Annotated in this window: 3 protein-coding genes; 1 reads left to right on the plus strand and 2 read right to left on the minus strand. The window is 63.2% G+C overall.

Going from position 1 to position 15419, the window contains the following annotated elements:
- Nucleotides 1-416: 416 nt before the first annotated feature.
- Nucleotides 417-12482: a VCBS domain-containing protein gene (locus EI171_RS29680; RefSeq protein ID WP_161535438.1), complete on the plus strand. Its 12066-nt coding sequence runs from the start codon at nt 417-419 to the stop codon at nt 12480-12482.
- Between the two features lie 561 nt (nt 12483-13043).
- Here the strand turns inward: EI171_RS29680 and EI171_RS29685 are convergent.
- Both EI171_RS29685 and bamA read right to left on the minus strand, forming a co-directional pair.
- Entirely contained in the window at nt 13044-13259 is a 216-nt protein-coding gene (locus EI171_RS29685; protein ID WP_161535439.1) for a hypothetical protein, read from the minus strand.
- Between the two features lie 743 nt (nt 13260-14002).
- Nucleotides 14003-15388, minus strand: a complete 1386-nt coding sequence (bamA, locus tag EI171_RS29690) for an outer membrane protein assembly factor BamA (RefSeq protein ID WP_371740548.1) — start codon at nt 15386-15388, stop codon at nt 14003-14005.
- Nucleotides 15389-15419: the final 31 nt, after the last annotated feature.

Here is a 15419-nt window from a genome sequence, read left to right on the forward strand (position 1 = left end):
GCCAACTGGCGATCCGTCTTCGCATTGAAATTTCCTTTGTGTGCAATCGGGCACGTCGTAGAACAGGCGCCAACTGAGGATGTTTCGCGATGCGAATTCTCTTTTGAGTTGATATAACATACGTCCGCATCGAAGTTTCTGCGGTCATACAAGGGCGTACGCCATGCTCGCGTGATGCAACCGAGGGCTGTTTGTTCGATGGTGCAGTGCGCTCCTGTTAAGTTTCAGTACGTAGTTTTCCCTATTTTCTGTTTCTAGCTTGACGCACTTCGCATTCTCAGAAACATTCTCCAAAATTTTGCAGATCGCCAAACGCTTTTACTTCCATCCAACCGACGCAACATTTGAGCGCCGACACTGACAAAGCCAACCGGGTTTGGACAGCTAACCAATAAATTTTGGGGAGGGGCACAGCCATGTCAAATTCAGCCGCGATCATCGGTACGCCGACGAATTCGACCGTCACCGAAGACACCAATCTGCAGACGCTGGTTGCGGCGGGATCGATTTCGATTTCGGATGCCAATGCCGGGCAGGCGGCTTTCAAGACGACGGTCATCGCCGCTTCGGGCGATCTCGGCACCCTCACCATCGCTGCCAACGGCTCCTACGTCTACTCGGTAGCAGACAGCAAGGTGCAGTATCTCGGCGCCGGCGACACCAAGGTCGATAGCTTCACGGTCACCTCGCTCGACGGCACCCAGAAGCAGGTGGCCTTCACCATCTACGGCGTCAATGACATCGCCATCATCGGCACGCCGACCGTCGTCGACGTGGTGGAAGATGCCACCAGCCCCACCCTCAAGGCGACCGGCACGCTCTCGATTTCGGATGCCGATCAGGGCGAGGCCGCGTTCAAGACCGCCGTAATCTCGGCGTCAGGCAACCTCGGCAATCTGGTCCTGCAGAGCAACGGCAGCTACAGCTATTCGGTCGCCGACAGCGCCGTGCAATATCTCGGAGCCGGCCAGGTCAAGACCGATGTCTTCACGGTCACCGCGCTCGACGGCACCACCAAGCAGATCACCTTCAACATCCACGGCACCAACGACGCAGCCGTGATCGGAACGCCGACCCAGCACGACGTGGTCGAGGATGCCAGCCAACCTACCCTGTCGGTTTCAGGGTCGATCTCGATCTCGGATGCCGACCAGGGTCAGGCCGCCTTCAAGACGACGGTGACGTCGGCCGCTGGTACGCTCGGCAACTTCGTCCTTGCAGCCAATGGCACCTATACTTACTCCGTCGCCGACAGCGCCGTGCAATATCTCGGCGCGGGACAGACCAAGGTCGATACCTTCACGGTCACCTCGCTCGACGGCACCACCAAACAGGTGTCCTTCACCATCCATGGCGTCAACGACGCCGCGATCATCGGCACGCCGACCGTGCACGATGTGACCGAGGACGCCACCAACCCGATCCTCTACGCGGTCGGCACCGTCTCGATCACCGACGCCGACCAGGGCGAGGCCGCATTCCAGCCGGCGCTGCTGGCCGGCAGCGGCAATCTCGGCGTGCTGATCATCGGCAGCGACGGCGCCTACATCTACGCCGTGCTCGACAGCGCGGTGCAGTATCTCGGCGCCGGCGATACCAAGGTCGATACCTTTACCCTGACGGCACTCGACGGCACCACCAAGCAGGTGTCGTTCACTATCCACGGGGCCAACGACGCCGCCATCATCGGCACGCCGACCGTGCATGACGTGACCGAAGATGCCAATCCCACCACGCTGACCGCCTCCGGCACCATTTCGATCTCCGACGCCGACCAGAACCAGTCCACCTTCAAGACCACCGTGACGGCCGCGGCGGGCACGCTTGGCGCACTCTCGATCGCGACCAACGGCGCCTACACCTATTCGGTTGACGATTCCAAGGTGCAGTATCTCGGCGCCGGGCAGACCAAGACCGAGACCTTCACGGTGACCGCCTACGACGGCACCCAGAAGCAGGTGTCCTTCACCATCCACGGCATCAACGATGCCGCAGTCATTGGCACTCCCAGCGTGCACGATGTCTATTCCGATCCGACCAAGTCGAGCTTGACCGCGACCGGCTCGATCTCGATCTCGGACGCCGATCAAGGCGAAGGAGCGTTCAAAACCACGGTGGTTTCGGCGGCGGGAAATTCCGGGCATCTGACGCTCGCGGCCGACGGCAGCTACACCTATTCCGTTGCGGAAAGCGTGGCGGCCCAGCTCGGCACCGGCGCTTCGAAGGTCGATGTCTTCACGGTCACCTCGCTCGACGGCACCACCAAGCAGGTCTCGTTCACCATTCACGGCGGGACCCCGGCGAACACGCCGGCAACGATCGGCGATCCCACCAACGCCAGCGTGACCGAGGACGTCGGCGGCAGCACGCTGACGGCATCCGGCACCATTTCGATCAGCGATCCCGACGCCGGACAGGCCGCGTTCCAGACCACCGTTGCCCCGGGAGCCGGCAATATCGGCACGCTGTCGCTACAGAGCAGCGGCAGCTACACCTACTCGGTCCTCGACAGCGCCGTGCAATATCTCGGCGCCGCTGACAGCAAGGTCGACACCTTCACCGTCAAATCGGTCGACGGCACGTCGAAGGTCGTCTCCTTCACGATCCATGGTGCCAACGACGCCGCCGCCATCGGCGATCCGCAAACCCACGACGTCACGGAAGACAGCGGCGTTCAGCCCTCCGGCAACCTCGTCGCGTCAGGCCAGTTGACGGTGGTCGATCCGGACCAGAACCAGTCCTCGTTCCAGCCCGGCACCATCACGGGCGCCGGCAATCTCGGCACCCTGACACTGGCGGCCGACGGCACCTACACCTACGCGGTTGCGAATTCCGCGACCCAGTCGCTCGCGGCTGGCGATACCCATATCGACAATTTCACCGTTCATTCGTCTGACGGCACCGCCAAGGTGATTTCGTTCAGCGTTCACGGCACCAACGATGCGGCCACCATCGGCGATCCGCAGGCGCACGACGTCACCGAAGACGCAACGACGCCGACCCTGTCGGTGTCGGGCCAGTTGACGGTGAGCGATGCGGATCACGATCAGTCCGCCTTCGCCACCAATGTGGTATCGGCTGCGGGCAATCTCGGCCAGCTCACCATCACCGCCGACGGCCATTACACCTACAGCGTCAATAACGCTGCGGTGCAGGGCCTCGCGGCGGGCGAGGTCCGGATCGAGACCTTCACCGTCTCCTCCGTCGACGGCACGCAAAAGCCTGTTGCGTTCACGATCCAGGGCACCCAGGACGCCCCTGCCCTGCAAATCGCAACCGCCTCGGGCGCCGACGACGCCCCGATTTCGCTCTCCATTGCGGCCCATCTGGTCGACGATAGCGGCACGCTGGCGCCGATCGTCATCACCGGCATTCCGTCCGGCTATACGCTCAACCACGGCACCTTCTTCGACGGCGACGGCCACTGGGAGGTGCCCTCCGACGCCGCCACGCTGGCGACGCTTGCACTGATCCCCGGAGCCGACGCGCACCAGGACACGTTGGTGCTCAACGTCTCGGTCGCATCGATCGAAAACGGCCAACAGGCCTTCGCCTCGGGCCTGATGACGGTCAACGTCTCGGCAAGTCAGAGCGACTCCAGCGCCCGCGCGGTCGACGGCTACGTCGCCGGCGCGTTCGTGTTCGCAGACGCCAATGGCAACGGCACCTACGACACGGGTGAAGCTTCGGCCGTCACCAATGCCGATGGCAGCTTCACCCTGCACAACCCCCACGGCACCCTCATCATGTCCGGCGGGACCGACATTTCCACCGGGCTCGCCTTCTCGGGCACGCTCAAGGCGCCGGAGGGATCTACGGTCGTCACGCCGCTGACCACCCTGATCACGACCATCGCCGCGACCGGAGTCTCGACGGCCGATGCGACCAACCAGGTCGCAACCGCCTTCGGGATCGACCCGACCCATATCGACATCACGACCTTCGATCCGGTCCCCGCCGCCGTCTCCGGCGACACGGCAGCGACCGCCGTGCTGTCGGCCGGCGTCCAGGTGCAGAGCACGATTGCGCAGATGTCCGCCGTCGGCGTTTCGTCGACGGATGTGGTCGCTGCGATCGCGGACGCCATCGCCAACCCCGGCAGCGTAACGCTCAATCCCGGCGAAACCATCCTGACCTCGAGCGCATCGGTCCAGTCGATCGCGACCAGCGCGGGCGTCAGCTCCGACGCCCTGACGACCGTGACCAGCGTAGTCCAGGCCGCCAACGCCAGCATCCAGGGCGCCCACGACGTCACCACCATCGCCCAGGCGGCCCAGGTCGCCCAGGGCGACGCAACAGCCTCGCTCGCGGCCATCACCAACTTCGCCGACCCCAACCAAACCTCCGCGGTGACCCAGACCTATGTCGACAATCTGTCGACCCAGGTGAGCCAGGCGGTGGTCGCCAGTCCAGCCGGCCCCGTCCTCGGCACGTCGGGCAATGACGTCCTGACCGGAACGGCAGCCATCGACACCATCGACGGACGCGAAGGCAACGACCAGATTTCGGGCGGCGACGGCACCGATCTGCTGTTCGGCGGAGCCGGCAACGACCGGATCGCCGGCAATGCCGGTAACGATCATATCGATGGCGGCGCTGGTTTCGATCGCGCGCTCTACACCGATGCGACCGGCGGCGTCACCATCAACATGGCCGCCGGCACCGCGTCGGGCGCGGGCGTCGACAGCGACACGCTCGTCAACATCGAAGGCATCGTCGGCAGTGCCTTCGCCGACACCTATGATGCGACCGGATTCACCGGGGTCTCCGGCATCCCGGGCTCCCCGATCGGCTACAACGAATTCGAGGGCGGCGGCGGCGACGATAGCATCACCGGCACCGTCAACGCCGAGGGCGCCTTCCTGACGCGGGTCTCCTATGTGAGCGCCACCGCCGGCGTGACCGTCGACCTCGCCGCCGGCACCGCCGACGGCGACGCGTCCGTCGGGCACGACACGTTCCACGGAGGCATCCAGTCGGTCTGGGGCTCGAGCCACGACGACATCTTGCGCGGCAGCAATAACGGCTTCGGCACCGTCGAAGTGTTCTCGAGCTTCGCCGGTAACGACACGTTCGACGGCCGCGGCGGCTTCGACCGCGCCGACTACAACCAGGATCCGACCACGACATTGGGCATCACGGTCCACCTGGCCGCCGGCACCGTCACGGGCGACGCCTCCGTCGGGACCGACACCCTGATCTCGATCGAAGCGGTCCGGGGTACCAATTTCGCCGACACCTATGACGCTACCGGGTTCTCCGGGACCAGCATCAATGCCGGATCGAACGGGACGTTCAACGAATTCACCGGTGGTGGCGGCAACGACTCCATCATCGGCAACGGCAACACCCGCATCAGCTTCAACAATGCGACCGCCGGCGTGAGCGTGGACCTGCAAACCGGCGCGACGCCGGGCACGGGCACCGCCACCGGAGACGCCTCGGTCGGCACCGACACCTTCAGCGGCGTGAACGCTGTGCAGGGATCGATGTTCGACGACACGATCTACGGCAGCAACAACACGGCCGTGACCGAGACCTTCACCGGCAATGCCGGTAACGACTATATCGACGGCCGCGGCGGCTTCGACATCGCCAGCTACAACAACATCTACCTGTCGACCGGCAGCATCGCCGTCAACATGGCGGCCGGCATCGTCGTCGGCGATTCCTCGATCGGCACCGATACGCTGCGCTCGATCGAGGGCATCCAGGGCACGGTGAACGCCGACACCTACAACGCGACCGGGTACGGAGCGGCCGGCGCGTTCAACGTCGGCAACAACGGCACATTCAACCAGTTCGAGGGCCTGGGCGGCAACGACATCATCACCGGCAACGGCAATACCCGCGTGATCTACGCCAATGCCACGGCGGCGGTCACGGTGGACCTGTCGCTCGGCACGGCTCACGGGACCGCGGCGGGCGATCTGGCGGCGATCGGGACTGACAGCTTCACCGGCGTCTTCAGCGTAACCGGCTCGGCCTTCGCCGACACCCTGATCGGCAGCGCCGGCAGCGACATGTTCGTCGGCAACGGCGGCAACGACCAGATCAACGGCGGTGCCGGCGGCGACATCGCCATCTATTCCGGAACCAAGACTCAGTATTCGATTTCGACCGACGGCGCCGGCCACGCCACGGTGACCGACAACGTCGCCGGACGCGACGGCACGGATACGCTGACCAACGTCGAAGCGTTGCAATTCACCAACGGCACCGTCCTGATCACGTCGGGCAGCGCCGCGAACCCCGTCGACCTCTCCGACACCAGGCTGTACTTCAACGCGGCCACCAATCCGTTCACGTCGGCGACCGGATCGGCCGACGATTACGTCAAGATCAACCAGGGCCTGTCGGGCCACCTCATCGACCTCGGCGCCGGCGCGAACGACACCGTGATCCTCGGCGTCACCGGCGGCTACAACCTCAACCTCGCCAATGTCGAGTATCTCGTCGGTACCGCCGGCGACGATTTCGTCGGCTTCGCCTCCAACGTCAACGGCCTGACCATCGACATGGGTGGCGGCAACGACACCGTCAATCTGGCCAACGGCTCGAACTCCGTCAGCACGAGCAATATCGAGAACCTGAACGGGAGCGACTTCGCGACCGGCAGCCTCTCCAACGACACGCTGAGCCTGCTCAACAATGTAACTGGACTGTCGGTCAACCTCGCCAACGGCATCAACACGCTGAACCTCGCCGCCGGCGCCAACGCCTTCGTCAACATCTTCAGCGTCGATACCATCAACGGTACTGCTTCCGACGATTCCTTGTCGATCGCCAACGGCCTATACTCGCCGAACAACGATGTATCGATCGATCTCGGCGCCGGCAACGACACGCTGACGGTCAGCTCGCAATTTGGAGGCTTCGCGCTCCACAATGTCGAGCATATGGTCGTCACGTCGGCCAATGCCTTCTACACCCTGACCAACGACCAGAGCGGCCTCGCCATCGACTTCGGCGGCGGCAATTCGGGCCTGCAAATCGCGGCTGGAAGCAACAGCCTCGCGCTGACCGGACTCCAGAACGTTGGCACCGGCGACTATATCGGCGGCACAGGCTCCGCCGCGTCCGACGACACGCTGACGCTGCTGAATGATGTCAGCAACCTGACCGTCAATCTGCAAGAGGGCAACAACACCCTGAACCTTGCGGCCGGGACCAATTCGATCACCGCCTTCAACGTCCAGCACATCTACGGCACGGCGTCGGACGACGTCCTGACCATGCTGAACGACGCCGGCGGCGACACCATCGACCTCGGTGCCGGCAACGACACGCTGAATCTGACCGGCTTCACCGGTGGTGTCACCGTCGCCAATGTCGAACACGTCAACGGCAGCAGCCAGACCGACTTCATCACCATCGCCAACGCGTCAGGCACCACGACCGTGACCGGCGGCGTCGGCAGCGACGTCATCACGGCGAGCGCCGCGACCGACATTATCCGCTACACCGATGCATCCGATTCCTCCACGATGACCGGCGAGGACACGATCAACAATTTCGATGCCGCGCACGACCAGTTCCTGCTGGACGGCGTCGCAGGTCTCGCAGGCTCGGTGCACTTCATGGCATCGGGCGTGCTCGACGGCTCGCCCGCGACACCGCATACCGAGGCGATCCTCGCCAATGTCGGCGGCCAGACCCAGCTCCAGATCGACGTCGACGGCAACGGCACGATCGACGGCAGCGACATCGTGGTCGTCATGAACGGCCTCACCGGCTCGCTAAGCGATGCCAACTTCGCGGTGATCGCGCCGAACCACGCACCGACCGACATCGCGATTTCCAACGCGACCGTTGCGGAGAACAGCCCCGCCGGCACCGTCGTCGGCACGCTGTCGGACACCGACCCGGACGCCGGCGACGGCGCCGCCTTCACGCTGACGAACAGCGCGGGCGGCCTGTTCGCGATCTCGAACGGCAACCTCGTGACCACGGCACCGCTCGACTTCGAGCAGGCGGCCTCCTATCAGGTCGTCGTGCAGGTCGCCGATACCGCGGGTGCCACCTTCAGCAAGACGCTTCAGATCGGCGTCACCAATGTGAACGAGGCTCCGACCGACGTCACCCTGACGAACGCGTCCGTTCTGGAGAATTCGCCCGCCGGCACCATCGTCGGTAGCCTCGCGGCAATCGATCCGGATGCGAACGATTCTGCCACCTTCACCCTGCCGAATGATGCCGGCGGCCTGTTCGCCATCGCCAACGGCAATATCGTCACCACTGCCCCGCTCGACTACGAACAGGCAGCCTCGCACCTGGTCACCGTCCGCGCCACCGATGCCGGTGGGCTGTCCTTCGACAAGACCTTCACCATCGCCACTGGAAACGTCAACGAGGCGCCGACCGCCGTGCTGCTGTCCAACGCCTCGGTTGCGGAGAACAGCGCGGCCGGCGCCGTCGTCGGCGCCCTGTCGGCGATCGATCCGGATGCGGGCGACAGCGCCACCTTCACGCTCACGGACAATGCCGGCGGCCTGTTCGCGATCTCGAACGGCAATCTGGTCACCACCGCCGTGCTCGACTTCGAGCAGGCGGCCTCCCACCAGGTCACGATCCGTGCCACCGATTCCGGCGGATTGTCCCACGACACGACGTTCACCATCGCGACGACCAACGTCAACGAGGCGCCGACCGCCATTTCACTGTCCAACGCCACCGTGCCGCAGGGAACGGCCAACGGCACGGTTGTCGGCACACTCTCGGCGGTCGACCCGGATGTGGGCGATAGTGCAACGTTCTCGCTGCTCGACAATGCCGGGGGCCAGTTTGCGGTCAGCGGCAACAGTCTGGTGGTTGCGGGCGCACTGTCCGCTGGCCCACAGCAGGTGGTCGTGCGCGACACCGATTCCGGAGGGCTCACCTTCGACAAAACCATCACGATCAGCGTCACGACGGGCGCACTCGTCGTCGGAGATGCCAGCAACAATAATCTGGTTGGCACGGCCGGCGACGACACCATCCAGGGCCTTGGCGGCAACGACAAGCTACAGGGGCTCGGCGGCAACGATACGCTGGACGGCGGCCAGGGCTTCGATCGCGCGATCTATACCGACGCCACCAGCGCCATCACCGTCAACCTTGCCGCGGGTACGGTGACCGGCGGATCAGGCTCGGACACGCTCGTCAACATCGAGGCCATCGTCGGCAGCGACTTCGCTGACACGATCAATACGTCCGGGTTCCTCGGCGACAGCGGTATTGCGGGAAATCCGCTCGGCCTCAGCGAGATCGAAGGCCGCGGCGGCAACGACACCATTATCAGCGATGCCAACAGCCAGGGGGCGCCGATGACGCGCCTCTCCTATGTCAGCGCAGCCGCAGCCGTGACGGTCGACCTCGCGGCCGGAACCGCCCACGGCACCGCCGCAGGCGATACGGCGAATGTCGGCACCGATACCCTCGTCGGATCGGGCTTTGCTGCCGTGATCGGCTCCGCCTTCTCCGACACCCTCCTCGGCAGCAACAACGCCAGCGGCACGGTCGAGATATTCGACGGCCGCGGCGGCAACGACACGCTCAATGGGCGCGGTGGTTTCGACCGCGCCGACTATGCGCTCGACCCGGCAACGGCGTCCGGTATCACGGCCAACATGGCAGCCGGAACCGTGACCGGAGACTCCACGATCGGGACAGATACGCTCGTTTCCATCGAATCCATCCGCGGCACCAATTTCGTCGACACGTACAATGCCGTCGGCTTCTCGGGATCCGGTGTCAATCCCGGCTCCAACGGTACTTTCAACGAATTCAACGGCATGGGCGGCAACGACAGCATCACGGGCAACGGCAACACGCGCCTTGCCTTCGTCAACGCCACCGGCGGAGTGACGGTCGACATCGCGGCCGGAACCGACTCGGGTGACGCCTCGACCGGCAGCGACACCTTCTCCGGCGTCAACGCCATCCAGGCTTCGATGTTCGACGACACCCTGCTCGGCAGCAACAACGCCACCGGTACCGAAACCTTCACCGGTCTCGCCGGCAACGACTACATCGATGGCCGCGGCGGCTTCGACCTCGCGAGCTACAACAACATCTACTTCTCGACTGGTCCGGTGACCGTCAATATGGGCGCGGGAACAGCCACGGGCGATGCGTCCATCGGTAACGACACGCTGCGTTCGATCGAAGCGATCCAGGGCACCAATTTCAACGATTCATACGACGCCAGCACATTCGGCACCGCCGGAGCCCTCAATATCGGCAACAACGGCACGTTCAACCAGTTCGAAGGTCTCGGCGGTAACGACACCATCGTGGGTAACGGCAACACCCGGGTGATCTACAGCAGCGCTGCTGCCGGGGTGACGATCCACCTCGCCGCCGGCACTGCGACGGGAGATGCCTCCGTCGGAACCGATACCTTCTCCGGCGTCAACAGCGCGACCGGGAGCCAATTGGCCGACACCTACGACGCGACCGGATTCACCGATAGTGGCACCTTCAATAGCGGTACCTTCAACCTGTTCGAGGGCCTCGGCGGTAACGACACCATCACCGGCAACGGTAACACACGCATCGCCTATGCGCAGGCGGCGGCCGCCGTGACGGTCGACCTGTCGCTCGGGACCGCACATGGCACGGCCGGCGGCGATCTCGCCAATGTCGGTACCGACACCATCACCGGCGGCGTCAATTCCGTCCAGGGATCGAACTTCAACGACACCCTGATCGGCGGCGGCGGCAATGAGTTGTTCTTCGGCGGCGGCGGTAGCGACACGATCAATGCCGGCGGCGGCAACGACCAGATCACCGCCCAGGCCGGCGCCGACACGATCGATGGTGGTGCCGGAACCGACATGGCCATCTATACCGGTCCCTCCTCGGCCTACACCATCACGACCCTCGCAGGCGGCCAGATCCAGGTCGCGGATTCCAATTCCGCCCGGGACGGCACCGACGTTCTCACCAATGTCGAGGTTCTCCAGTTTAGCGACGTCACCACCCTGCTCGCCTCGGGGACAGCAGCCAACCCGATCGACATCTCGAGCATGGGCCTCGGAGCCAACGGCAACGCCCTCCACGGAACGGCAGGCGACGACTACCCTATGGTTGGAGGCAGCAGCTTCGGGCATCCGATCGATCTCGGCGCTGGCAACGACACCGTGATCCTGGCGACCGGTGGCGCCTCACTCACCTTGACCAACGTCGAAAACGTCCTCGGCAGCAGCGGCGACGACTTCATCAACCTGACCAACAACGCCAACGGATTGTCGATCGATGGCGGCGCGGGCAACGACTTTGTCAGTCTCGCCAACGGCCTCAACTCACTCACCGTCCACAACGTAGAAAACGTGAACGGCAGCGATTTCTCCGGTAGCTCGGACGATACGCTGACGCTGCTGAACGACGTCACCGGCGTTTCGGTTAACCTGGGCAACGGCAACAACACGATGAATCTCGCCGCAGGCGCCAACTCGCTGGTCGACATCTTCAATGTCCAGCACATCAACGGAACGTCATCCGATGACGTGCTGACGGTGACTGACGGCGTCTTCGGGCCGAACAACAATTCGATCATCGATCTCGGTGCGGGTGACAATACTCTGAACTTCAGCTCTGGCGGCCTATCGCTGACCGTGTTGAACATCCAGCACATCAACGGCAACGCGCTGGACGACTTCGTGCAGCTCAACAACGATGTGTCGGGCATCGCCATCGATCTCGGCGGCGGTAACGACACGCTCATACTGGCCAGCGGCACCAACTCCGTTGCGGTCAGCAACGTCGAATCCATCAGCAGCAACGACTTCTCGGGCGCGCCGTCCGACGACACACTAACATTGCTGAACGACGTCACCGGCGTCTCGGTTAACCTCGCACAGGGCAACAACACGCTGAACCTCGCCGCCGGCGTCAACTCGCTCGACAGCTTGTTCAATATGGCGCAGCTGAACGGAAGCGCTTCCGACGACACGCTGACCGTGACGCAACAGTCGTTCGGAACGGTGTTCGACATGGGCGCCGGCAACGACACCATCAACTTCCAATCGACCGCTGGCGGCGTCACGGTCGTCAATACCGAGACCGTCAACGGCAGCGCCGGCAACGACTTCATCACCATCAGCACCGGCGCGACCGCCACGACGATAACCGGCGGGGCCGGCGCCGACATGATCACCGTCGGGTCCTCGGCCGTGAACTTCAACTTCAACGCCGTCGGCGACTCGCAGACCGGCAATGGCGATACCATCGTCAATTTCGATGCAACCAGCGACACGTTCACGTTCAAGAACATGACCGGGCCGAATGGATTCACCGGAGCGGTTCACTTCGTCGGCACCGGGACGTTCGACGGAACGGCGCAAGCTCCGCAATCCGAGGCGCGCGTCGACAATGCAAGCGGGAATGCAACCCTTCAGATCGACGTCAATGGCGACGGCGTGTTGGATGCAAACGATGTCGAGATCCACCTGACCAACTACGTCGGAACGCTGCACGATTCGAACTTCATCCTGGCCTAGGGGACGCCGAACTTCCGCACCCTGCCCACACCTGATGTGCCTCGCCGAAATGCGGGCCGCGTAGAGATCGACGATGATCCGTCCTGCGGTTGCGCGGGAGGGTCAACGAACTCCGCGCTTCATTGATAAACTGCCTCCCTGCGCCCACCCATTGCGCAGCGGTTTCCAGCGCCTTAAGACGTCTGCGCTCATATGCTGTCGTAAGATTTTTCTAGATCTCCCGGTGCACGTCGTGCACACGCCGGCGTCTAACCAATTGTAAAACTTGAACTCTCGTTCCAATCCATCATGGGCGCGGTGGCAAATTTGCGGTCCAAGCTATTCATCTTATTGAGGTATTTTAACTCCGATCAGCCCTTTATGTGATTGGACCGACTGAGAATTCTCGTTTGACGAGGCTTCCGTAGATTGGCTCTTCTAGGACGATATCTGCATGAATTGGAAGCGGAAATCGCCTCTTCGGATTATCAGTGCACACGTCGCGTGCGCGGGAGCGGGAGTGCACACGTCACCCGAATGGCGTATGTCAGAGATCCTGGAGAGCGATGGCTTCGGTTATACTCATTCAGCGATGTGAGTATAAATCGCATGCATATGCTGCGCCCATTCAATCGCGGGCCATTCATTGACCGGCCAAACCCGGATTTTCGCCCCGATATTTGACCGCTGGCACGCTAATGCTAATGAAACACCGTTATGCGCCGAATGAATACGAACGAACTCGAAAGGCAGGCAAAGGGGGTGGCCGCCCTGATGCGCATGCTTGCCAATGAGCATCGTCTGCTCATCGTCTGCAAGCTCGTCGAATATGGCGAAATCAGCGCTACAAGTTCAACTGGGAGAGGCCGTTCCTCGACGGCGGCAAGAATTCCTATTTCGAGAACTCCTTCGTCAACATCGAGACCATCATGAAGCGGCTGGGCCAGGAGCACGGCGTGCGCTTCGCGTTCGAGTGCTACGACCTCGGAGCAGCGCTTTGAGGATGGCAAGCTGCACACCGTCAGAGAGGCCGGCATCGTTTGCGCATACGGTACCTGTCTCCCCGGCCACCGGCAATCTTTGGCCAAGCAGGGAGAGACGGCGCAGCAGCAAGTCTACCTGACCACGCCCGGTATCGGGCCGAGCGGGCCGCGGCATGCGCACGGCGCACCGGGAGGCGCCGGAGGAGCGCGGCAAACGATCGGAGGTGGTCCCGGAGGACCGGGAGGAAATGCCACGCAACGCAGGCGCATAAGCCTTGGCGGCGGTGGAGGCGGCGGCGATCCGAAGCCGGGCGGGCCAGGCGGCGGAGGCGGCGGCGGGAACGGTTGGGCCGAAACGCCGCTCGCCGCGCAGAACGCGATCATCAATGCCAAGGTCAGTCTACGCATGTCGTCACTCCTCGCGACTTCCGCCGCAGATTGCCACAAGCCTTCGTCCTCTCAAGCGTCCACACCTCTCGGGAAACATCGCGCAATGCTTTCGCAAGTACAGAAACATTTGCCCAGCCGAAGCCCGGCCGAACGCGACGATGTTGCAGCTTAGAACGACGTCCCTCCCCCGAATCTGAACTGCTGGACGGTGTCGTATTTTCCCTTGGTCAGCGGGATGGCGTAGTCGAAGCGCAGCGGACCGAAGGGCGATTGCCAGATCAACCCGACGCCGACGGAGCTTCTGATGACCTTGCTGTCGTCGTATTGCAGCCCGCAGGTGGGACACGCCGCCGAATTGACCTCGCCCGTGGCGCTCCAGGACGTCGGCCCCTGATAATCCCAAAGCGAGCCCGCATCGGCATAGACCGCGCCCTTCAGCCCCACCTCCTTCGGCAGGAACCAGAACGGCATTTGCAGTTCGGCCGATGCACCCCAGTATTTCGTTCCGCCGAGCGCATCGCCGGTCGCACCGAAACTGGCGTAGGAGATGTCGCGCGGGCCGATGCCATTGGACGCGAAGCCGCGGACGAGGTTCGGACCCATCTGGAAGTGATCCAGCATGCGGAGATCCTTGTCGCCGACTTTGTTGAGCACCCCGCCCTGCAGATGCAGGAGCCCGACGATCTCAGCCACCAGCGGCGCGTAGTATTTTCCGTCAACGGCGGTCTTGAGGTAGCTGACATTGCCGCCGACTCCAGCAAAATCCTGCCGCCAGTCGATCAGCAGTCCGTCCGTCGGGTTCTTGTTGTTGTCGAGCGTATTGTAAGTCAGCGTGTAGCCGACGGCCGATGTCCAGGACGCGCCATCCGACAACTCCTTGCGCACGGGCAACGACGACTCGCCGTCGCCATAGCAGCCGTAGCCGTAATACGAGGAGTCGCTGGAATAGACGGGATCAACGCCGCCAAGCACGTTCTTGATGTAGGCGGGCGTCGGATTGTAGGCCAGCGAGGCATTCGACGCATTGTTGTTGCAGTTGTTGTAGGCGCTCGAAAGCTCGATGCGCTGCTGGTAGAGCGAGTAGCGCAACTGCAGCGACGTATCCTCGCGCAAGGCGAGGCCAACGCGCGGCGAGAGCCCCAGCGTGGTCACGCCGTAACTGGTGTAGCTGTTCGCCTTTTGCTGGCGATAGGACAAGTCGAGCCCAAGCGCGATCCTTTGCTCGAGCAAATAGGGCTCGACGAAGGAGAGCGTCACGCCCCGGGAATATTGGCCGTAGGTCACCGACGCCTTTCCGTAGAGCCCGCGCCCGAAAAGGTTACGTTCGGAGATGCTGACCTCCGCCAGCGCGCCGTCGGAGGTCGAGTAACCGCCCGAGATCGAGAAATCGCCGGTTGACTTCTCCTCGAGATCGACGATCAGGATCACGCGGTCGCTGGAGGAGCCCGGCTCCGTGGTGATCTTGACCGACTTGAAGAAGTCGAGGTTTTTCAGCCGCCGTTCAGCACGGTCGACCAGCGCGCGGTTGTAGGCACCCCGTGGGTCGGTCAAAATCCCCCGGGTATGGTCACTTGAAACTCCCCCA

The sequence above is a fragment of the Bradyrhizobium sp. LCT2 genome, assembly GCF_009931255.1.
Lineage (GTDB): Bacteria > Pseudomonadota > Alphaproteobacteria > Rhizobiales > Xanthobacteraceae > Bradyrhizobium > Bradyrhizobium diazoefficiens.

What these genes read in the sequence shown, in the direction of transcription:
- EI171_RS29685 (WP_161535439.1), bottom strand. Translation starts at nt 13,259, where the DNA reads ATGCTCATTGGCAAGCATGCGCATCAGGGCGGCCACCCCCTTTGCCTG.
- EI171_RS29680 (WP_161535438.1), top strand. Translation starts at nt 417, where the DNA reads ATGTCAAATTCAGCCGCGATCATCGGTACGCCGACGAATTCGACCGTC.